At 69.1% G+C, this 23,036-nt stretch carries 12 protein-coding genes; 8 read left to right on the plus strand and 4 right to left on the minus strand.

Features of this window, described 5'->3' with window-relative positions; all coding sequences use genetic code 11:
• Positions 1–22 precede the first annotated feature (22 nt).
• Positions 23–700 (minus strand): NAD(P)H:quinone oxidoreductase, encoded by a 678-nt coding sequence (wrbA, locus tag ACIBVN_RS45645; protein ID WP_397146553.1) that lies wholly within the window; start codon positions 698–700, stop codon positions 23–25.
• 76 nt (positions 701–776) lie between these two features.
• On the opposite strand from wrbA, the gene ACIBVN_RS45650 reads away from it, so the two are divergent.
• The 5 genes from ACIBVN_RS45650 (at position 777) to ACIBVN_RS45670 (ending at position 18,611) form a co-directional block, all read left to right on the plus strand.
• A complete protein-coding gene (locus ACIBVN_RS45650) occupies positions 777–1,241 on the plus strand; it encodes a MarR family winged helix-turn-helix transcriptional regulator (RefSeq protein WP_397146554.1) in 465 nt (154 codons plus the stop codon).
• Positions 1,242–1,641: 400 nt separating this feature from the next.
• Positions 1,642–14,394: a hemopexin repeat-containing protein gene (locus ACIBVN_RS45655; protein WP_397146555.1), complete on the plus strand. Its 12,753-nt coding sequence runs from the start codon at positions 1,642–1,644 to the stop codon at positions 14,392–14,394.
• A 21-nt stretch (positions 14,395–14,415) separates the two neighbouring features.
• Entirely contained in the window at positions 14,416–16,686 is a 2,271-nt protein-coding gene (locus ACIBVN_RS45660) for a hypothetical protein (RefSeq protein ID WP_397146556.1), read from the plus strand.
• Between the two features lie 705 nt (positions 16,687–17,391).
• Positions 17,392–18,294 (plus strand): TIGR02452 family protein, encoded by a 903-nt coding sequence (locus ACIBVN_RS45665; RefSeq protein WP_397146557.1) that lies wholly within the window; start codon positions 17,392–17,394, stop codon positions 18,292–18,294.
• Positions 18,291–18,611, plus strand: coding sequence for a helix-turn-helix domain-containing protein (locus ACIBVN_RS45670; RefSeq protein WP_397146558.1), 321 nt, complete (start codon positions 18,291–18,293; stop codon positions 18,609–18,611). The genes ACIBVN_RS45665 and ACIBVN_RS45670 overlap by 4 nt, the downstream gene beginning before the upstream one ends.
• Before the next feature lie 10 nt (positions 18,612–18,621).
• Here ACIBVN_RS45670 and ACIBVN_RS45675 read toward each other — a convergent pair whose 3' ends face one another.
• Positions 18,622–19,659, minus strand: a complete 1,038-nt coding sequence (locus ACIBVN_RS45675) for a sigma-70 family RNA polymerase sigma factor (RefSeq protein WP_397146559.1) — start codon at positions 19,657–19,659, stop codon at positions 18,622–18,624.
• A 121-nt stretch (positions 19,660–19,780) separates the two neighbouring features.
• Between ACIBVN_RS45675 and ACIBVN_RS45680 the strand changes: the two genes are divergently transcribed.
• A complete protein-coding gene (locus ACIBVN_RS45680; RefSeq protein WP_397146560.1) occupies positions 19,781–20,146 on the plus strand; it encodes an aminopeptidase in 366 nt (121 codons plus the stop codon).
• Positions 20,147–20,250: 104 nt separating this feature from the next.
• Here ACIBVN_RS45680 and ACIBVN_RS45685 read toward each other — a convergent pair whose 3' ends face one another.
• Both ACIBVN_RS45685 and ACIBVN_RS45690 read right to left on the minus strand, forming a co-directional pair.
• On the minus strand, positions 20,251–20,946 hold the full coding sequence (locus ACIBVN_RS45685) for a winged helix-turn-helix transcriptional regulator (RefSeq protein ID WP_397146561.1): 696 nt from the start codon (positions 20,944–20,946) through the stop codon (positions 20,251–20,253).
• A gap of 9 nt (positions 20,947–20,955) precedes the next feature.
• On the minus strand, positions 20,956–21,687 hold the full coding sequence (locus ACIBVN_RS45690; RefSeq protein ID WP_397146562.1) for an alpha/beta fold hydrolase: 732 nt from the start codon (positions 21,685–21,687) through the stop codon (positions 20,956–20,958).
• Between the two features lie 167 nt (positions 21,688–21,854).
• On the opposite strand from ACIBVN_RS45690, the gene ACIBVN_RS45695 reads away from it, so the two are divergent.
• Positions 21,855–22,655 (plus strand): helix-turn-helix domain-containing protein, encoded by an 801-nt coding sequence (locus ACIBVN_RS45695; protein WP_397146566.1) that lies wholly within the window; start codon positions 21,855–21,857, stop codon positions 22,653–22,655.
• Positions 22,656–22,712: 57 nt separating this feature from the next.
• The coding region (locus ACIBVN_RS45700) for an NADH-quinone oxidoreductase subunit H (RefSeq protein WP_397146563.1) at positions 22,713–23,036 on the plus strand (324 nt) is incomplete at its 3' end.

A 23,036-nucleotide genomic window follows, 5' to 3' on the forward strand; every position in this document is an offset into this window, starting at 1 on the left:
TTTCCGTGCCGAACGCCGCCGCTCACGCGGTCAGAGAGGTTGTCGCGGCCAGGGCTTCGCGGGCGTTCCCGCCCGGTGCGGTGGCATCGGCGGTGCGGTCGCCCTCCAGTAGCCGGATCGCAAACTGGGCCAGCCTCCGTCCCTGGTACCTGGCCGCTTCCAGCGTCGCGGTGTCCGGCCCGTCCACGGCCGGGCCGGTCATCGACGTGCCGTAGGGGTTGCCGCCGGCGGCGTACACGGCCGGGTCGGTGAATCCGGTCGGTACGATCAGCGCTCCCCAGTGGTAGAAGACGTTGGCCAGCGACAGGATCGTGGCCTCGCTGCCGCCGTGCCGGTTGTAGGCCGAGGTGAAGGCCGTTACCGGCTTGTCCGCCAGTTTTCCTTCCCGCCAGAGCCCGCCGGCCTGGTCGATGAACTGCTTGAGCTGCGCAGCCGGCCCGCCGAACCGGGTCGGCGTACCGAACGCGAACGCATCGGCCCACGCCAGGTCCTCGACCGACGCCTCGGTGATCGAACTGGCGGCATCGGCATGCTGCCGCCACGACGGGTTCTGGTCAATCGCACTGTCGGGCGCCAGCTCGGCGACCCGCCGCAGCCGCACTTCAGCTCCGGCCGAGGCGGCACCCTCGGCGACGGCCTGCGCGAGTGAATGAACACTGCCTGTCGCGCTGTAGTAGATGACGGCGACCTTCACGGTCATGCCTGACTCCTCGGTGCCATAGGATTAGTTATGCGCATAATAGTTATGCGAATAACTAACCTGTCAAGGAGGCCCCATGGACTTCGAGCAAGCCGATGCCCTCAACCAGGCCATCCGCCTGCTGACCCTGCGCCACCGCGCCAGGGCCGCCGCGCTGCTGGCTCCGCTCGGCCTGCACCCCGGCCAAGAGGCGCTCTTGCTCGAACTCGCACGGACCGGCCCGGCGATCCAGTCCCAACTCAGCGAGGCGCTCGGCTGCGAGCCGCCCAGCGTCACGCTCATGACCCGCAAGCTTGAAGCCGGCGGCCACATTCGCCGCACACCCGCCCCCTCTGACAGGCGCGCCAGCATCGTGGAACTCACCGACAGCGGCAAGGCGCTGGCCGACCAGGTCAAGCACATGTGGTGTGCCCTGGCGGAGGAGACCGTGGCCGGCCTTCCCGCCGAAACCGTGGCAGAACTGCCCGGCATCCTCAGGACCTTGACCGGCAACGTGGATACCAGGCGCTCCCGCCGCCCGCAGGGCGACGGCGCGGTTTAACGCGTCGGACGCTCACCCGGCAAGGTCTTCCTGAGCGATCACATGCCAGGTCTGAGCTGGGCGGCCATCGTCCGGCCAGGCCGCAGGCGCGGCGCAACCCGGTGCCGAACAGTTGGTAGACGATGGCCCAGTCGTGCAGAGGGCGAGCGTGAGCGTGTAGGCGCGCGCCAGTGCCGCGGTGGCGGCCCTTGGGCTCGTGGAAGGTCTCATCCGTGATCCGCGCCGTTCTTGATGGTGACTACTGGGCGGCGTCCAGGAGCCGCGCGGCAGCAGGCCCGCCTGATGACGAATTCGCCGAAAGGTCTAAGGATGTCACCATCTGGCCAGGTCTCCCTCCTCGCCGGGATAGGCGATCATAAGGCGGCCGAGTCGGGGGATTACTACGGAGGGGACCTTCCGCGTGCGCAACGACGCCTCGTTACCGAGTTACGAACGTCTTTTCGGGCACCTCGATCTGCGGGCGGGAGATGAGGCCCGTTCCGTCTACGCGCCAGCGGCCTATCTGACCGACCTGCTCACATTCCTTCAGGAGACCTTCTCTGACGTCTCCCTGTTGCGGCGCCGGCCGGACATCGGCAAGGTCGAGCTCGACGCCGACGACACCTTCACCGAGCTGCCCTACCTCGACGTCGTCAACGAGGTGCTCGAAGCCCTGGTGGGCGAGCGGCCCTACGACCGGCTGAAGACGCTCAAGCACCCGCTCCACCTGCCCTTCTCGCGGGACGCCGCGCGATTCGCCACGTACCTGAAGTATCTGGGGGTCGATCCGGTCGAGTTCTACCGGCTGTTCGCCGCCAGGGTGGATCCCGACCGGGTGACCCGCGACCAGCTCGGGTTGACCCTGGAGGACGTCGATCTCATCTCCGTCCAGCGCTCCGACGCCGCCGCCCTGGCCGAGGCTTATGGGCTGGGCCCCGAGGAGCCGGTCAACGCGTTGTGCGACCTCGACCGGTTCCTGGCCGCGACCTCGCTGACCGGTGAGGAACTGCGCGAGCTGCTCTACCAGGATCCGGAGCTGGAACGTTCCCGGAGCGGGTTCTGGGTGCACCAGGGTGCGGTCGTCGAGGTCGGGCCCGACGACCGCACGCTCGTACTGCGCTCCGGCGGGGAGCCGCCCCATGAATGGTTCGACCGCGCCCATCGCTTCATCCGGCTGGCCCGCAGGACGGGGCTGTCGTTCACCGACCTTGACCGGGTGACCTCAGGGATCTCCAACGGGCTGGAGCCGACCGCGCTGCGCGCCCTGGCCGCCGCGGTCCACCTGCACCGTACGCACGACGTGCCGTTCGACCTGATCGAGGCGCTCATCACCCGGACACTGCCCAACGAGATCAAGGACGGTCCGTTTCCCGCCGGTGACATCCTCGCGCCGCAGAACCGGCCCTATCGTCGTCGCTTGGCACGTTCCATTGACCTGGCGGAGACAGAGATCATCGAGGTGGTCCGCCGCCTCCGCGCGCGCTACGCGGGCCCACTCCAGGAGAGCCCGTTCGACCGGGGCATCGGCCGTCCCGGCCTGATCGTGCTCAACCGGGTGGCCCGGCTGACCGGCGCGCTGGGCATGTCCGTCGAGGAGCTGTTCACCGTGCTGGACGCGCTGGAGGCCGACCCGGCCATCGAACGCCACTCGACCTTCCCGGTGCTGCCGGTGCTCGACGGCCGGTCGGGCGACATCTACCGCATGCTCGAACGCGACGAGGAACCGGCCGCCTCGCTCTGGCTGGCCCAGACGGTGTTCGAGGTCGTGGCCTGGATGCGTACGTGGGGCTTCGCCGGGCAGGAACTCGGCGCCGTCCTCGGCGGACCGGCCACCCTGGAGTCGGAGGAGGAGCAGGCCCAGGTCATAACCCAGATCGCCGAACGGTTCGCCGACGTGGCGCTGACCCCCCGGACCTTCGTCTCCGACCGGTTCGACGAGCGGGCCGCGCGGGTTCTGTACGAGGTGCTGACCACGTACACCGACGGCGTGGTGTCCCCGCACGACCCGCGCGTGCTGCGGATCGACCCGGCCGTCGTGGCCACCGCCGCGCACGATGCCGTCGGCCGCCTCGCCATGCTCACCAAGGGCGACTTCCTGGGGCTCGGCCTGGGGGACCGGCTGACCACCAAGATTTTCACCAACCTCGTTCTGCGGGGTGTCATCCAGACCGGCGGGCTGCTCACCTCCGAGGATCTGCCTGCCGGGCTGACCCTGGCCGGGGACTTCTCTGCCTACCGGGAGCCCCTGTTCGGCGTCGTCGCGGGGCTGCAGGACGCCTTCTACCCCTCCGACCTGGCCGCCGCCCTGCCGCAGCTCACCGAGGCCGACCGCGCCGAGCTGTACGACAACCTGGTGCACAACGGCTACCTCACCGAGGAGGGCGAGGTTCTCGCCCCGGAGCTGTTCGCCGATCCCGCGCAGGCCGCGGGCTTCCGCGTCAACGTGCCGCTCGACGACGTCGCGCCCGGCGTGCTGGCTCTGCTCAAGGAGCGGGTCGAAGCCTATCGGGCGGCCCGGATCCCGCTCGACCCCGCCGTCTTCGGTGAGCTGAGGCTGACCGCAGAGCAGTTCGCCGCGCTCGCCGAGAGCCTGCGCTTCAACGGCGTCATCGACGCCGATGGCGTCTACCGTGACAAGGCCGCCCTGGCCACGCTCGACGTCGCCGACCTCGGCATCGCCCTGGAGTTCTACCCGGTCCGGCGCGCGGTGCTGGCGGCGATGAAGGCCCAGCTCGCGGCGGCGAAGGCCGAGATGCACCTGATCACCGCTGCCGACTTCGCGGGCCTGGCCGACGACGCCATGGCCGCCCGGGTGGTCAGGCGGCTGGAGGGCGAGGTCCTCGACGAGGGCCGCACCGGCGAGGTGGACCCCAACGGCGTCTTCGACCCGGGTGAGGACTTCACCGGCGAGGACGGGGAGCTGGTCTTCGAGCGCATCGCGGGCATCGCGCGGGCGCTGACGCCCTACCGCCTCGACCTGGACGCTCTCACCGAGCTCGGCTTCGACGACGACGAGCGCTCCCAGCTGGTCGCCATGCTCATCGACGCCGGACACCTGACCGAGACGCTCAGTGTGCCCGACCGCCGGCTGGCCTACTTCCGCACCGTCACCAGCGCGCTCGACTTCAGCCTGCCCGGCGTCGACGACTACGCCAAGGACATCTTCTTCCTGCTGCACGCGGTGGCCAAGGAACAGGCGGACGCCGTCGCCGAGCTGACCGGCGCCCTCGACGAACTGGCCGCGCTCCAGCAGAGGGCCCTGCTCACCCTGCTCCAGGACGTGCTCGGCGTGCCAGGCCCCGCCGTCGAGGCGATCGGCGCGGCCGTGGCGCCCGGCGGGCTCGACGTGCTGGCGGCACCCGCGCTCGGCGACGGCACGGCGGGGCCGGACTTCACGCGGGTCTACCGGCGGCTGCGCGGCTTCGCCCGGCTGGCCGCCAAGCTCGGCCTGGACGGCGACGAGGTCACCGTGGCCTTCCACGACCAGGACCTGACCGGCAAGTTCCCCGAGCCGCTCGCCATGCCGCCCGGCCACGACCGCTTCGACGCGCTGCTGACCGGCCACGACGGCCTGATCTACATGTTCCACGGCAGCGTCTACTGGACCTACTCCGCCCGGACGCTGGCCCTGACCGACGCCCGGCAGAAGCCGCTGACCGAGCTGTCGCCCCGCTTCACCGGGCTGTCCGCGATCGACGCAGCCTTCACCATGCCCGACGGCACCGAGTGGATCGTCGGCCGGGGGCCCGGCAACGTCTCGTCGTGCTTCATCCGCGAGCCCGGCGGCACCCGCTGGGCGCCGAAGGAGCAGGTCTGGGGCAGGATACGCAACAACTTCGCCAACCCCAAGAAAATCGACGGCGCCTATGTCGATCCCGAGGGGCGCACCCACCTGTTCGCCGGCGACCAGCACCTGCGTTACTCCGGCGACGACTACGCCTACGCCGACGAGGGCTACCCGAGGGCGATCAGCGAGTGGTGGCAGGGCGACACCCCGCTTCCCGCGGCCTTCCGCGACGCGGTGGACGCCGTTTTCCATGGCCACGACGGCCGCACGTACGTCCTGTCCGGCGAACGCGCCTTCGACGGGGAGAGCGAGCAGCCGCTCACCGAACGGTGGGGCCGCCTGCGCAACGCCTTCGACGGCGCCGAGCGCATCGACGCGGCCTACGCCGACGCCAAGGGCTACCTGCTGTTCTCCGGCAACCAGGTGGTGCGCTACACCGACAACCCGGAGAACGACGGCGTGCGCGTGGCCGAGGGATACCCGCAGCGCATCGAGACGTGGCGGCCGGGCGTGCCGGTCGAGTTCGAGGGCGCCGTCGAGGCGGCCTTCGAGGACGGCTCCGGCACCGTCCACCTGTTCAAGGACGGCAAGACCGTCGCCCTGGGGAGCTCGGGCGGCACCGTGGCGCCGACCGCCGAGAGGTGGGGGCTGATGGCCGACGTGCTGCCCGGCGGCCGGGTCGACGCCGCGTTCGTCGGGCTCGACGGCAAGACCTACGTGTTCAGCGGCGACCGCTACATCCGCTACGCCGGCGCCGACTACTCCGTCGTCGACCTGGGTTACCCGCGCGCCGTCACCGGCGACTGGGGCGGGCTCGACCGGGTCGACGCCGCGTTCGTGATGGACGGCTCGGCGCACCTGTTCGGCCCGGTCGGGCTGATCCTCGACTTGCCCGCCGACTTCGGGTCCGAACTGGCCGACGGCAACTGCTCGCCCGCGCTGCGCCGCCGCCTCCAGGACCACGGCGTGGTCGTCGGCCCGGCCGCCGCCGTGACCGGTGCCTCGCCCGAGTGGCGGGTGACCGCCGAAGGCGGCATCGTGCTGACCATCCGGAGCACGGGTGATCGCCTCCGGGTCTACGGCGACGACACCCCGTTCTACGTGCGCTACTCCACCCGCGACTACACCAAACCCGACGAGGGCTTCCCGAGGCCGCTGGCGGAGAACTGGCTGAACCTGCCCGACGCGTTCACCCATGTCGATGCTGTCTTCACCGGCCGCGACAACCAGACCTACCTGTTCAGCGGCGACCGCTTCGTCGTCTTCGACAACCGGCACCGCTGGTGGTCGGAGCCCAGGAACCTGCGCGAACGCTGGGACAGCCTCCCGTTCGGCCACATCGACGCCGCCTTCGTCGGCAAGGACGGCAAGACCTACCTCTTCTCGGGCGACCGGTACGTGCGCTACTCCACCGCCGACTACACCGAGATCGACGACCGCTACCCGGCGACCACCGCGAAGTTCTGGGGCAACGTCGTCAACACGATCCAGCGTACCGGCCGGGTCGACGCCGCCCTGGTCATGGACGTGACCGAGCAGGTCGACGGGGCCGACGTCACCCACTCCTACACGTACCTGTTCGCCGGCTCCCAGTACGTCCGCTATCGCGACCACGATTACCGGGCGATCGAGGACGGCTACCCGCGCGCCCTGTCGGAGCTGGCCAAGGAGCCCCGCCTGGGAGCGCTGAAGGTCACCTTCGACGGGGTGGATGCGGCGTTCGCCGACCGGCGCACCGTCTACCTGTTCCGCGGCGGCCAGTGGCATGCCGTCTCCGACGGCCTCTACCGGTCCTACGAACTGCCGGGCATCACGGCCGCCTACGTCGATCACGGCTCGGTCATGGTGCAGACCGCGCAGGGCTGGCGGCGGCAGCACGCCCTGGAGGGCCCCGAGCGCCACGAGCCGGTCCGGCCGCCGGCGCTGCGCACCGTCCCGGCCGACTACCGCGACGGCCTCGATGCCGTGCTGACCGGGGTGGACGGGAACACCTACCTGTTCAAGGGCCGGATGTGCTTCGACACGGCCGTCGGCAAGGACTACCCGCTCGACCAGGAGTGGGGCCGCCCGCGCAACACGATCTTCCAGGACAACACGGTCGATGCCGCGTTCGTGGGGCGGGACGGGAAGACGTACCTGTTCAGCGGGGACCAGTTCGTCGTCTACGGCGACTCGGCCGACGTCATCGACGGTGAGCCGAAGTCCATCGCCGAGCACTGGGGCGGGCTGACCAGTGTCGCGCTGGCCTACCACCGCGACGGCACGACTTACCTGTTCGAGCCTCCCGGGCCCGGCGGCACGATGCGCCACCTGATCTACACCGGGGACGAGGGCGCCTACGAGAGCCCCGACCCCGGCTATCCGGCGCTCACCGACGAGACGTTCTGGAAGGCGCCGGACGGGTTCCCCATGCCTGACGCGGTGTTGTTCGAGGGGCAGACGATGGTGCTGCTCAGCGGCGAACGCTGCGTGCAGTTCAGCGAGGCGACCGGCCTCTGGTCCTACCCGCGGCCGATCGAACGCCTCTGGCGCGGCTTCACCGTCGCGGCGGGCGACCGGCTGAAGACCGCCTTCACCGGGGTCGACGGGGCGACCCACTTCTTCTTCACCGAGACCTTCACCACCTACGCCGACCGCGCATTCACCGCGCCCGCCCAGATCCGCGACCGCTGGGGCCGCTCCGTCAGCCCGTTCGGCTCGGTCGTCGACGCGGCGGTGGTCTTCGGCGGCTACACCTACGTGTTCGGCGGCAGCCAGTACGTCCGCTACACCGGCCCGAGCTACCGGTACGTCGACCCCGGCTACCCCAAGCCCATTGTGCGCGAACTGCGCAGGGAGGCGGCATTCGCCGGGCTGCCCGAGTCCTTCGACGACGTGGTCGCCATCCACGGCGTCGACGCGGCGGTAGCCAACGGCCGCACCGCCTACCTGGTCACTGGCCACCTCGTGCACGCCGTCTCGACGGCGCCGTCCGCAACGTACCCGATCGGGGTGCTGGGCAAGGTGCGCAACACGATCGCCGACCGCAAGAAGGTCGACGCCGCGCTGGTACGCGACCAGTACACCTTCCTCTTCTCCGGCGACCAGTACGTCCGCTACACCGGCGCCGACTACCGCTACGTGGACGAGGGCTACCCCCGCACGCTCGAGGGCGACTGGGGACCCCTTCCGGCCGAGTTCGAGGACGGCGTGGACGCCGCCTTCATGAAGGACGGCAAGGTCTACTTCTTCAAGGGCAGCCGTTTCACCGTCGACGGCGCCGTCGACTTAACCGGCGCTCGGTTCGGCCGCATCCGCAACTCGTTCGCGACCGCCCCGGTCATCGACGCCGCGTTCGTCGGCCGGAAGGGGGAGTTGTACGCCTTCGTCGGCGACCAGTACGTCCGCTACCTTCCCGGCAGGCTCGACTATGCCCAACAGGGCTACCCGCGCACGATCAAGGACGACTGGGGCGACCTGCCGCAGTCCTTCGAGGCGGGCGTCACCGGTGCCTTCACCCTGGGCGAGGCCGTCTACCTGGCCAAGGACGACCGATATGTCCGCTACTCCGGCCGCACGGACGTGGTCGACCGCACCTTCCCGCAACTCTTCCGGCACCGCTGGTGCGACGGGGCCGACTACCGCCTGACCGACGTGCACACCATCGTCGCCTTCGCCGACCTCAACCGGCGCCATCCCGGCTTGGCAGAGCTGCTGGCCAAGGGCTCGGCCGAGCCGTATGACCGGTTGTGCGAGCTGTTCCCGTGGGACCTCGACGAGTTGCGCTGGGTCAAGCGCAACGCGGGCCTGATCACCGAGTTCCCCGCTGAGGAGGACCGGTTCGAGATCGAGTTCCTGCTCAAGCTCGCCCGCCTGTTCGAGGTCGCCGCCAGGATGGGCGCCGGTCCGTCGGCGCTGCACGGCGCCACTGCCGACACCCTTGAAGCCCTGCTGCCCGAGGCGGCGATCCCGCTCGCGCACGGAGACCTCAGCGTGCTCAGACGCGACGCGCTGGTCGCGGCGGTGCTGCACCTGCACCATGAGCTCGCCACCTCCGCCGACATCTACGAGTACACCCTCATCGACGCCGAGATGGGGCCAGAGGGCACCACCTCACGGGTACGGGAGGCCATCGCGGCCACCCAGCTCTACCTGCACCGGTACCTCCTGGACCTGGAGGAGCTGCCCGCCGAGGAGAACGTCAAGCCGAAGCTGCGCACCTGGTGGCAATGGCTGAAGAACTACCGGATCTGGGAGGCCAACCGGAAGGTCTTCCTCTACCCGGAGAACTACATCCGCCCCGAGCTGCGCGACACCAAGACGCCCGCCTTCAAGGCACTGGAGGACGACCTCCTCCAGAGCGAGATCACCGCCGACACGGTCCAGCGCGCCTACAAGCGTTACCTCGACGAATACACCGAGGTCAGCCGCCTGGCCATCGCCGGGGCCTACGTCTACCGCGCCGACGCCGACGCCGACAGCACCCGCCGGCTCGTACTCTTCGGCCGCACTCGCACCGACCCGCGCCGCTGGTACTTCCGGGAGGCCGAGTTCGACGACGGCGAGCGCCTGTCGGCGAGCTGGGAGCCGTGGGACCGGGTGGACGTGCAGATCGACGCCGACCGCGTCGATCCCGTGCACGCCTTCGGCCGGGTCTTCGTCTTCTGGAGCGTCGTGGAGGCGGTCGCACCCGAGGACACCGGCAAGACCGTCATCACCACCAGGACGGACGGCGACCAGCAGAACGTCTCCGCGCCGCCGCCGAAACACCGGGTGCGGATCTTCTACTCCTTCCAGAACCTCAACCGCGAATGGATCCCCCCGCAGACGTTGCCGCCCGGCCCGTTGCACGACGGCCTGATCACCGGCGAGACCCTGTTCGTCCAGGCTTCGTCCACCGTCCCGGGCGCGGGCACGCACGACTCGATCGTGGTGTCCTGCTCGTACACGATCGGGAAGGAGAGGTACGCGTCGTCGTACGCGCTCACCCCCGAGCTGTACGCCCTCCCGATCGCCACCCCCGCGCAGCCCGCCAAGCTGATCGACCTCGGCAAGGTCTTCGACGAACCGGTCCGCGGGGTCGTCCGGTTCAACATGCCGGCAGAGTCGCCCGACGGGCCCTGGTTCAGCGTCGATCACAAAGGCGGCAGCTTCCTGGTGCGCCCGGTCATCGCTGACTCCGGCGAGGACCCGCCCGTCCTGGAGCTCAAGAACAACAACCACCGGCTGCCCAACTGGGAGCGGATCGACGCCGCCTTCGAACACGGCGACACCCGCTACTTCTTCAACAACCTGACCAAGGAGTTCCTGGTCACCAAGCCGTTCGGACCGCTGAAGACGACCGGCGAGCCCACCGCGGGCCGCTGGGGCAACGTGGCCGGCGGTGAGCTGGCCACGACCGGCCGGGTGGACGCCGTGCTGGTGCGCGGCGAATTCACCTACGTGTTCACCGGCCAGGAGTACTACCGCTACCGGGGACGCCTGGTGGACCGGAGGATGGACCCGGGCTACCCCCGGCGGATCGACACCAACACCGAGGACCTCCCCCGCTGGTCCTCCATCGACGTGGCGTTCACGTGGAACGGCGCCGAGTACTTCCTCAACGGCGACGCCTACACCCAGCGCCACCTGACGAGCGGCCAGTTCAGCCCGCCGAGCCGGGTGCGCGACAAGTGGCCGATCCCGGACCGGACCCGCGTGCAGGCCGCGCTGGTCGAGGGCGACACGTTGTTCCTGGTCTTCGGGAGCACCTACACGAAGCTCGTGCACGGCCGCCAGGAGAACGGCTATCCACGAGCGCTCAAGGACAACCCCGACGGCCTGCCCACGAAGATCAGGGCGGCGGCCGACGTGAACGGCACGCCGTACTTCTTCAGCGACGACACCTTCACCGTGGGCGCCGACGCCACCCAGCACCAGACCCGCCCGCTCGGAAGGGTCGCCACAGTGCTCAACACGACCGGGACGGTCGACGCGGCCTACATCTCCGGCGACCACCTGTTCCTGCTCAGCGGCCTTGAGTACTACCGCTACACGCTCAACGGCGCCGACATCCCGCCGGTCGCCGACCCCGGCTATCCCAAGGCGCTGCCGCGCCCCGTAGACGCAGCCTTCCAGCGCGGCGACCAGCGCTACCTCCTCAGCGGCGCGGACTACGCCGTCCTCACCGCCACTCAGGAGCCCTCGGCGGCGGCCGCCTTCGCCCCGATCGAAGGCAACTGGCGCTCACTGCCGCCCGACTTCACCACCCGCTACACCGGCGCGATGGACACCGCGTCGGGCCTGTTCCTGTTCCTCGGCAGCCGGTATGCCGTCTACCCCAAGACCGGCGTCGTGCACCGCCCCTACGAATACGCCGCCCTGCCCCACGAGATCGTGCGGCTGACCTCCAGCACGGCGTTCGAGCTCAACCGCAGGCTCCTGGTCGGTGGCGTGCCCGCGCTGCTGGCCCCGGAGACCCAGGAGATCGACGAACTGCCCTCCTTCAGCACCACGACGACGGGCTCCACCACGATCAAGGTGAGCTCCGAGGTCGCGGGCGTGCCGGCCAGCACCCACCTGGACTTCCAGAGCGCCAACGGCCGCTACTACTGGGAGATCTTCTTTCACGCTCCGCTGCTCATCGCCCAAGCGCTCAACACCGCCCAGCGCTTCGCCGACGCCAAGACCTGGTACGAGTACGTCTTCGACCCCACCGAGCAGGACCGCTACTGGCGCTTCCTGCCCTTCCTCGCCATCGACCTGCGGGCGCTGGTCGCCGGGTGCCGGGCCGACCTGGAGAACCTGCCCCCGAGCGTCGGCCGGAACCTGCGCCCGATCCTGGCCGACGTCGAGTCGCTGGCCCCGCTCTTCGAGCACGCCCGCGCGTGCACCCCCGCCGACCTGGCCCTGCTCGACGGCCTGGCCGACCGGGTCCGCCCGTTCGAGGACAACGACCGGCTCCGCGAGAAGATCGGCATGATCGCCCGCCTGCGCCGCCAGTACGACCTGATGGGCGACCACGAAGCCCTCCTGAAGACCTACCGGGACGACCCGTTCGACCCGCACGCCATCGCGGAACTGCGCCCGACCGCCTACCGCCGGGCCGTCGTGATGGCCTACGTCGACAACGTGCTCGACTGGGGCGACCTGCTGTTCCGCCAGTACACGATGGAGAGCCTCGACGAGGCGAGGATGCTCTACATCCTGGCCTACGACCTGCTCGGCAAGCGCCCGCAGAGCGTCGGCCCGCGCCACCTGCCCCCGGCCAGGACCTACGACGAGCTCGACCCGGCCGGGGTCGCCGACCCGTACGCCGAGACCGTCACCGCGGGCGGCACCCTGCTCGACGGCATGGGGGCCATCCACCGCGGCGTGGCCAACCCCTACTTCTTCATCCCTGGCAACACGCTGCTGGGCGACTACTGGGACCGCGTTGAGGACCGGCTCCGCAAGATCAGGGCCTCCCTCGACATCATGGGCATCCGCCGCCCGCTGCCCCTGTTCGAGCCGCCCGCCGACGTGATGGCCCTGGTCCGGGGCGCCGCGGCCGGGCTGACCCCCGACCAGGCCACGGCCGGGCTGCGGGCCCCGGTTCCGCACTACCGGTTCGGCTTCCTGCACCGCAAGGCGCAGGACCTGGTGGACCGGCTGCGCGGCTTCGGCAGCGAGCTGCTGAACGTGCTCGAACGCCGCGACGCCGAGGAGCTGACTCTGCTGCAGACCCGGCAGGAGGCCACCATCCGCCAGATGACGCGGGCCGTCCGCGAGGCCCAGGTCGAGTCGGCCACCGAGAACCTCGCCCAGGTCGAGGCCGCCGGCGAGGCCGCCGCGGCCCGCCAGAAGTACTACGAGGACCTCCTTGAGGCCGGACTCACCCCGCTCCAGCAGTCCCAGATCAGCGCCATGACCGACGGCATCAACTCGCACTTCACCTCCGCCGGTCTGAAGATCGGCGCCGCCATCGCGTACGCCGCCCCGCAGGTCCTGGCCGGCCCGCTCATCATGGGCACCATGATCGGCGGCGAGCAGGCCGGCAGGGTCCTGGACGTCGGCTCCGAGATCGCCCAGACCCTCGGCGAGGCCTTCAGCGTCCTCGGCGAACTGTACGGCGTCCGCGTCGAACAGGAACGCCAGGAGAGCGACTGGCACTACCAGGTCATGCTGGCCAAGGCCGACCAGCGTGAACTGGCCCACCAGATCACCGCCGCCAAGTCCGACCTCGCCGCCGCTCAGCGCGAACTGGAGATCACCGACCAGGAGATCGCCGACCTGGAGTCCGTGGCCACCTTCCTCACCGGCAAGTTCACCAACGCCGAGCTCTACCAGTGGAAGGCCGGCCGCCTGGCCACCATGTATTTCGCCTCCTACGGCCTGGCCCACGAGATCGCCAAGGCCGCCGAACGCGCCTACCAGTTCGAACGGGGCACGGCGGAGTCGTACATCCAGCCGGTTTACTGGGAGAGCCGCCGCAACGGCCTGCTGGCCGGAGAGGCCCTGGCGGTCGATCTCGAACGCCTCGGCAACGCCTACACCTGCTCCGACCACCGCGGTCTGGAGATCACCAAGCGGATCTCCCTGCTCCAGCTCGACCCGCTCGCGGTGCTCGCGCTGAAGAACGACGGCCGCTGCGAGTTCGCGCTGACCGAGGACCTGTTCGACCGGGACTTCCCCGGGCACTACCGCCGCCGGATCAAGACCGTCTCGGTCGTGTTCAACGGGCCGGAAGGGCCGATCGAGGTCAACGCCGTGCTCACTCAGACCGGCCACAAGACGGTGCTCAGCGCCGACGTCACAGGGGTGCGTTACCTGCTGGAGGGCAAGGGGGACGCGCCCGCGTCGGTCCGGTCGGATTGGCGGGCCGGCCAGCAGATCGTCCTGTCCGACACCGAGCAGCACCGCGACAACAACGGCCTGTTCGAGCTGCGCTTCGACGACGAGCGCTACCTGCCGTTCGAGGGCACCGGAGCGGTGTCCACGTGGCGCATGGAGCTCACCGGCCGCCGTCCGCACAATCTGTTCGACGTGACCCTGCTGGTCAAGTACACCGCCGAGCAGGGAGGCGACGTATTCGCCAACGCGGTGCGCGGGATGCGGCGGCCGTACACGTCGGCGCGGTACCTCGACGTGGCAGGCGAGTTCCCCGAGCAGTGGCGGGAATTCCTCGACGGCGGCGACCTGGTGCTGCCGATCGTGCCGGAGAGGTTCCCCGACATGCTCGGGGCCCAGATCACCGGGATGTACGCCCGGTACGAGACGGCCGACTGGGGATCGGCCCGGCTGCGCCTGAACGGACAGCTCATCGACGACGGGAAGGCGCTGCGCATCCCCGGACTGAGAGCTGGCGAGTGGACTCTGACCGTGGACGGCGAGCGTCAGGCCCTGATCAACGTCGGCTTGGTCCTCTCGTACCGCGCCGGCCTCCGCTGATCTGATGATGGAGGAATCACTGTGAAGAACCTGAGGACATCGGGCTCGCGCACCGCCACACCGCCGCAGCCGTCGCCAACGGGGGTACCAGCGCCGCCCCCGCCAGGGAAGGCGACGCCGTTCCGGAAGCCGCAACCCGGGCAGGCGCAGGCGCCTGCGCTGGCGAAGGTCAAGAGGAGCGGGACCCAGACGATCACACCTGACACCCGGTCGATAGCCGACCGGGTGCAGGCCCGAGGACTCGTCGCGGGGGATGATCAGGAGCAGCGCCGCGCCAGTCTCGCCGCCAATTTCGCAGATCCAGATTACATTCCGTCCCTTGTCGCCAGGAGGAAGCCGGACGAGCTGGCGCAGGTCCTAGCGGAGCTGCAGCGCGTCTCTGCGGACAGGAACCAGTTGGTCCGCCGGCTGTTCCAGGCCATCGTCGATGACAAGGGCCTGCTCGCCCATATCGCGGCCACCGACCCTGGCATCGCCGTCAATTATCTGGTCGCCGCCGACCTGGCCAAATTCGATCTCAGCGGAGTGCTCGACGAGCTGAAAGCAAGCGCGCGGTCGGTCGTCGTCAAGCTGCTGATCCTGCACTGCCAGAAGAAGCGGGACGCGACGCCTCCGTCCCCTAGCGACGCCGAGCCGCGAGCGGCGGACTCGATCGGCGCGGCCCTGCACGATTACATGTGGCAGCAGGGCGTGCTCTCCATCGACGAGGACTGGAACAACAAGACCACCGGTATCGCCGCACAGGTCTACAACTCCCTGTGGAACGCGCGAGACTACTCCAGGATCTGCGAGCTGATCAACATGGGGGTGAGCACCGCGCGGGCCGCCATCCTGCCCAAGGCCACCGGCCGGGGAAGCAAGGAAGGGGTGTGGAGCGGCTATGTCCAGCCGCTGGATCACCTGCTCAGCACATACCTGAAGCGGGTCGACGACTACGACAACGGCGCTCTCGGCGCGCACGAGAAGAAGGAGAAGGTCGAGGGAGCGAAGCGCGTTCTCGCGGCATTGTCGGCGCAGAAACCCCCGGGCATCCTGACCAGCTACAAGGAGGTGATGGAGTCGGAGTTGCTGAAGGCGTTCGAGCGCCTGCCGGGCACGTTCTGGGGATTCGAGGACGTCCGGTTGCCCTACGTCGAGGCCGCGCGGACGAAGCCGGGCGGCATGCGCCCACTCCGGATGATGGATCTCTGGGCGGCGGTGCAGGACACCATCGCGCCCGACAACTACCGCGCCCTGCTCCAGGATCCCGCGAAGACCATCGCCGAGTGCGTGAGCAACGGCATCGCCAAGGCAGAAGAGGCGTTCAACGCCCTGGCGGCGGGCGAGCCGAACCCCAGCACAGAGGTGAACTACGCGCTGATGCTCCACGAGCGCCAGGCGTACCTCGATGCGTTCCGGACGCAGGCCACGGATTTCCTGGACTTCCTGTCCAAGCAGGGCCCTGAGGCCAAGTTCCTCACCGCCGAGCTGACCGGCAAGGACGCCGGGAAGATGATGGGCGCGCTGGCATGCAAGGCCGGCCTGTGGTGGGCCAGGAAGAAGGGGGAACCGATCTACTACTGCCTGGACGGGATCGACCTCGACGACGTCGCCGACTACAAGACCTTCAAGACCAAGCTGATCAACGCCGGCATAGAGAAACGCGACGAAATAGCGAAAGCCGGCGGCACGGTGAAGGAACAGCACCTGTTCTACGAGGTGATCACACTCGCCGAGATGCGTGAGATCCTCCGCGAGGAGAACTGGCCCTACCTCAAGGGCACCGTGAAGTTCGTCAAGCTGGGCAAGATCCTGAAGGGCGCCGAGCTCGGCGAGATCGACAAGGTACGGCAGCGGATGGCCGAATCCGACGCGCAGGCACCCCTAAGGAAGACACCGGTGCGAAAGGCCTTCGATAGCTACGTGACGGAACTGGGGCTGGAACCCGACCTTGTCAAGGACCTGGACGACGTGACCCTCAAGAGGGTGGTGACGAAGGCCAAGGCGCTCAGCGGGCTGGCCGCCGAGGCTCAGCATTTCCTGCTCTTCCTCGAACATCTGGCGGACTGTCAAGTCCTCTACACATCGGGCGTGCTGCCCGATATCCGCATGGAGTTCCTGGATCTCGCGAAAGAGCGGGACCCTGATGCCAGGAAAGTGCGGGCCCAGGAGATCGCCACAAGCCTCGAAATATTCCCGCAAATGAGCCAGTACCTGCGGGACATCCTGACGAAGACCGCCAATCGTATGGCCGAGGCGAATCCGATCGACATTAACGTTCTGGCGGAAGAGCTGTACCCGCCAGGCCGCTAGCCTCGTTTCCGCATCTGAGTGATCTTCAGCGGAGGTCTCGTGGACCAAGATCGAGGAGGCCCAGGAGATGGAGTTGGAGGTCGATGGGTTGGGGGATGGTCGGGGGTTCACTGGCCGGTGCTTGGGATGAGCCGGATGCAGGCCAGTGCGTCCAGGATGAGCCGGCCGGTGGGGATTGCGGGTCGGCCCGCATACAACCCGTCGACCTTGGTCGCGTCGCGGGCGGCCAGGGCGTGGCGGTCGTTCGCCTTGCTGTGATGGCCAAGCCGAGGTGGCCGGAGAACCGACGAGCTGACCGAGAACGAGACGTTGGCGCAAACAGGATAGTTAGAGCTATACCAGACAGAATGCGAATCCAGTCTGGTACGACGCTGAGGGGCAGAGGTTCTCGCCGTGTGCGTGTTCCGGCGCCTTGCGCAGCGCGGCGGTCTCCTCCCGGTGAGCACGCTTCAGTCGGACGATCTCCGCCGTCAGGACGAGCACCACCTGGTCGTTGTCCGCAGCAACGAACCCACCGCCGCCACCGCCCTGCACACCTGCACCCACGGTAGAAGGCGGTACCCCGGGCAAACAGTCATGCCCACAAAAGCCCAGCTCAGACACTCATTGAGGACAAGCTGCACCGAATTGCGATTGCTGGATTGCGGCCAAGGGCCAAAGCGCCGGGCTCTGCGGGATGCGGGTCGCGGCCTACCATACGAAGCTGTGAGCAGACGTTTGAGCCGGATCGCGGCCGTCAACGCGCAGATCATCGCCGAGGGCGAGTACACGGCCCACGACGGCACAGTCGTGGCCGTCGGTCCGGCGCTGGCGGCGGCGGTCTCCGGCACCGTCAGCCATCCGCCGGACGAGCCCATCGACGTGCCGGACACGGCGACCGCACACCGCACGCTCTTCGAGGTGACCGCCGAGGGCAGTCTGCAGGCGGCGCGGCGGCTGCACCTGGCGGGGACCGAACGGATCGCCGTCCTGAACTTCGCCTCTGCCCGGAACCCCGGAGGCGGCTACCTCGGTGGTGCCAAGGCTCAGGAGGAGGACCTTTGCCGCGGCACGCTGCTCTATCCGTGCCTGCTGCAGGCTCCCGACTACTACGACGCCCACCGTGCCTCTTCCGATCTGCTCTATAGCGACCACGTCATCTGGTCGCCCGACGTTCCCGTGCATCGCGACGACGACGGGCGGTTGCTGCCCGGCCCGTACCAGGTGTCGTTCCTGACCTGCCCGGCTCCCAACGCCGGACAGGTGCTGCGGCGCGATCCGGACGCGGGGGAGCGGATCCGGCGAGTGCTTCACCGGCGCGCGGGCCGCGTTCTGGCCGTCGCCGCCCAACACGGCGCACGCCGGCTGGTCCTCGGGGCATGGGGGTGCGGGGTGTTCCGCAACGATCCGCGTGAGGTGGCTGAGGCGTTTCACGTCCATCTCACCGAGGGCGGGGCGTACTCGACGGCGTTCGAACGGGTGGTCTTCGCGGTATGGGATCGCTCGCCCGATTCCGTCAACCGGGCTGCGTTCGCCGACCGGTTCGCGTCCGTGTCCCTTCCTGTTGCGGGGAGACAGGCGGATGAACCCACGTACGGCGATATGCGTGAGAAGGAGATGCGGCAATGAGCACCTACCGGCGTTGGCGTGAAAGCGGACACCTGGAGCGCGCCATCGAGACGGCGGGAGGTCCAGAGCCTTTCGATGACGAGATCCGGCGTTCGCGAGCCGAGGCCCAGGGCTGGCGGCTGGCGGAGATGCGCAAGCGCCGAGGGCTGACACAGACGCAAGTGGCGGAGCGCATGGAGATCTCTGTAGCCCGTGTGTCCCAGATCGAAGGGGGAGATGTCTCCACCAGGGAGGTGCTCGACCGCTATGTCGCCGCTCTGGGCGGGACACTCAAGCTGATCGCGGACTTCGGTGACGAGCAGCTCAAGGTCAGCTGACCGGGTGTCCTCAGGGCAGCGAGGCGGGCAAGGCGAAGAGCGGGAAGTGGCCGGGACCGAGGAATGAGACGATCTCGGCGATGCGCTCGTCACGCAGCGCGAATACGGTGATCGACCAGGCGACGTGCGGTCCCGTCGGGTTCTCGCCGAGGTAGAAGGCCACGGCCGGCTGGCCGTTCGCGCTGGTGGGGAGGGTGCGCCAGCTGGGGCATCTGGTCATCGGGACCTGACGGGCGAAGTCGGTGACCGCCGCCAGGCCGCGGTACCAGTGCGCCAGCGGCGGCATCGACCAGGTGACGTCCTCGGTCAGCAGCGCCACCAGGGCGTCGGCATCGCCTTGTTCCAGCGCCGCGGCGAATCCGGTGGCCAGCTTGCGTACGTGGGCGTCGCCGAGCTTCCGCAGAGTCTGCTGCTGGGCGGGGGAGGGGACCTTCTGGGCGGTGAGCTTGCGGGCCCGCGCCAGGGCGGAGTTCACCGAGGTGGTCGAGGTGCCCATCATGGCGGCGATCTCGGCGGCGGAGAAACCCAGGACGTCGAACAGCAGCAGCGCGGCCCGCTGGTTGCCCGGCAGGTGCTGCAGTGCGGCGACGAAGGCGAGTTCGACGGACTCGCGCTGCTCGTAGCGGGCCTCAGGCGTGGCCGGGCCGTCGGCGAGGCCCTGATCGGGGTAGGGGCCCAGCCAGGCGATGTCGGTCAGCGGGCCGGCGTCGAGTACGGCTCGGTCGCTGGACGGGCCGAGGTCGGCGGGCAGCGCCCGCCTGCCACGGGACGCGATTAGGTCCAGGCAGGTACGGGTGGCCACGGTGTAGAGCCATGAGCGCAGCGAGCCGCGGCCGTCGAACCGGGCGAGTCCCCGCCAGGCCCGTAGCAGGGCGTCCTGGAGCGCGTCATCGGCGTCGTGGGCCGAACCCAGCATGCGGTAGCAGTGCGCATGCAGCTCGCGGCGCAGCGGTCCAAGCAGGCGGCTGAACGCGGCATCATCTCCCTCGCGCGCCCTGGCCAGATCGGCGGCCTCGGTCGCGGACAGCCCGAAAGAAATTTCCCCCATAAGGGACGATTGTGCCGCATAGCGGCAGACCTACCTGCGACAGGCGATGACGACTCCGCCAGGAGGACGTTCGACCGGCAGGTGAACGCCGGCGGCGAGACGTACGCGCTCGTAAGCGGCGGTGGCGGGCAGCGCACGGGAGGGATCGGACAGGCCGGTCACCACGGCCCTCGCACCGGGATCGTGGTCTGCTTCCCGGTCGACGCCGCACTGGCACAGGCGGACGCCGGGGCTGACGTCGTTCATCACCTACCTGGAGACCCTGCTGGACGAGAACGCCACCTGCCACCTGGCGTGGGGAGCCGGGCTGCCCCCAGGCGTGCCGTCACACCTGCGTTCCGGCGACCCCGCGAAGCTCGACGCGGCGGGGGTGAACACCTCCCGGGTGCACGTCGACTTCATGGTCGGCGGACCGGACGTCGCGGTCACCGGTCTCGGCCCCGGAGGCAGGGTGGAACTGCTGCGCGAAAACGTCTGGCAGTTCTGAAGGCTGGTCAAGCGACTGATGCGCCGGCCCGTCGGACGGCTCCAGCCTCGTTCGCAGGCGTCCGGCCTGCGGTGTGCTCATGGTCGACCCGGATAGCCGGCCGCTCAACGCGTGGTCGGGGAAGGGACCGCTTCGCCGCCACGAACCTGCGGGGACGGCAGGCGGAACAGGGTGCGCAGCGCGCGCAGGGCGGCACGGTCGCCGGTCGCCGAGGCGGCGTGGTGCTCGAGCGCGTCGGCGAGAGCGACCTTGCCTGTGGCGATGTCGCGGAAGGTCTGATCGTCGGTGGTGATGATCACGTCGGGGTATTGAGCCGGCCCGTGCACCGTCTCCAGAGCTCCGTCATGAACGCGGGCGTGGAAGGTCTCGCCCCCCACCCGGAATTCGTAGATCGCGCGGAGTCCGGCGGCGGCTTCGGCTTGGAAACACGCTCTCAGGCCGAGCACGCCCCAGCCGGGATGGAACGCCTCCTCTTCGCGGGGTTCCTCCATCGCCCACTTCAGGCCCCACCGGGCCAGGTCCAGCACCACCGGCCCGAGCTCCTCGCCGGCCTGGGTCAGGGCGTAGGCCGGCGTGCGGGCCGGCGGGGGAAGCGTGACCCTGCGCACCAGCCCCTGACGTTCCAAGGTCTTCATCCTGGCCGACAACAGACCGGTGCCCAGGCCACGCAGGTTGTGCTGCAGGTCGCTGAACCGTTTTGGCCCAGTGAGCAACTCGCGGATCAGGAGCAGCGTCCAGCGCTCGCCGACGATGTCGAGGGTGCGCGCGGTCGCGCAATACTGGTTGTAGCTCCGCTCCACATCAATATTTTAACGCTCGAGCTTCTCGTTTTCGTAGTCGAGGTGGTCGGCGGCCTGAAGGAGCAGCCGGGCGACAGCCTCTGGACGGCTGAGCATCGCATCGTGCGGCCCATCCAGCGGGATCGACCGGTATCCCAGCTCGTCGGCGAACCGGTTGAAGGGGTAGGTCAGGGGCCGGCAGTAGATGCCGGTTCCGGGAATCTTGTCGACCGCCCCGGTCAGACGGGTCGGCTCTGTGAACGTCCGCAGCGGCTGGGGGATCAGCCGGTCGGCGAGCCAGGCGGCGTCCGCCGGGTCGGTGATGCCGAACGCGCCCGGGGGAGGAGCCGGGATCGTCGTGCCGCCCCCGCGGGCCTCGGCGGCGGCGCGAATCGCCGTCACGAAGGAATCGGGCGCGAGATCGAACAAGCTGGTGCCGTCGCCGCCCGCCCATCCATCGATCAGGACGATCCGGCTGACCAGATGCGGCCGGAGGTCAGCGGCCTGCCGGACCACCAAGCCGGCATAACTGTGCCCGACCAGGATCCCGTCGTCTGCCGCGCCGCGCGCCTGGTCACGGTTGCCGGCCAGGCCGTCGAGCGCCGCGACGACCTCATCGGCATGCAGGTGCAGCCCGGCATCGCCGTCGAGGGTGAGGGCGGGCGTGACGGTGCGCGCCCCGGCTTGGTGCAGCAGCGGAGTGACGCGGTCCCAGGCCCACGAGCCGTACCAGGCGCCGTGAACGAGAACAAAAACGGTCATGAGTGTGCCTCCGTCACGAGTTGAGATCGGGCCATGGATCAAAAACGAATGCCTCGAACTTCTTCTTTTTGAAGTGTATCGTCCGATATTGAGAAGCGCGATTGGTGGGGGGATGCCGGGAATCGGTACCACGGGACCGGTGGGACTAGGGCAGGCTTGCTGGGGTGATGGCGATTCATTCGTTGCCGACGCAGCCGCAGGCGGAGCCGTACCAGATGATCGCCCGCCTCTCACCGACGCACCTGCGTCCGTACGTGCTGGGGTGGGCCGGCTTTCGAACCCGGGCGGGAGCGCCCGCCCACCCCAGCCGGATGTTGCCGCTCAACGCGGCCACCCTGATCATCGACTTCACCGGCATGGGCCCGATCGTCACCGGTCCCCGCGCCACCGCGACGTTCTCGGCCCATACGCCGTGGCGTCACGGGGTGGCGGTCGGGCTCACTCCCGCCGGGATGTCGGCGCTGACGGGGGCACCCATCCGCGAGGTGGTCGGCACGACCGCGCGGCTGGAAGACCTCCTCGGCACCCGCGCCGCGGAGCTGACCGGCCGGCTGATCGCGTCGGCGAGCTGGGCGGCCCGCTTCAGCCTGCTGGAGGAGCGGCTGACGGCGTGGCTGCGCCCCGGCGCCGGCACCGACGACCTGATCATGCACGCCTGGCGGCGGCTGCAGGAGCCGGTCGGCCCGCCCACCGTCGGGCCCCTCGCCGGTGAGCTGGGCGTCAGCCGTCGTTATGTCGAGCTCGGATTCCGGCGGGTGGTGGGCCTGTCGCCCAAGACGGTGGCCCGGATCGCCCGATTCCAGCGGACCGTGGACACGTGGAGACGGCCCTCGGCCACGCTGGCCGAGGGCGTCGCCTGCGGTTACGCCGACCAGCCTCACCTCACCCGCGAGATCCGGGCGATGGCGCAGATGACGCCGAAGCAGCTGTTCGCATTCGTTCAAGACACCGATCGGCTCACCGGCTAGCGTGACCTTCCGCTCCGGACCGAACGAGTGCCGGGGGAGAGGAAGGGGCAACACGTCATGGCAGGCGTTCTCGCGGCCGATCCCACCCTCGCCGACTTCGGCAAGGACCCGCTGTGGATCACCATCGTCAAGGCCGTGCTGCTGTTCCTCTTTCTGGCGCTGGGAGTCGTCTTCGGGGTCTGGTTCGAGCGGAAACTCATCTCCAGGATGCAGAACCGGTACGGCCCCAACCGGGCCGGTAAGTTCGGCCTGCTGCAGTCGGTCGCCGATGCGATCAAGATGGGCTTGAAGGAGGACCTCTTCCCGCGGACCGTGGACAAGGTGCTCTACCTGCTGGCCCCGGTCATCATGGTGGTGCCGGCGTTCCTGGCCTTCTCGATC

It is taken from the genome of Nonomuraea sp. NPDC049400 (genome assembly GCF_044466425.1).
In the GTDB taxonomy this organism is placed as follows: domain Bacteria; phylum Actinomycetota; class Actinomycetes; order Streptosporangiales; family Streptosporangiaceae; genus Nonomuraea.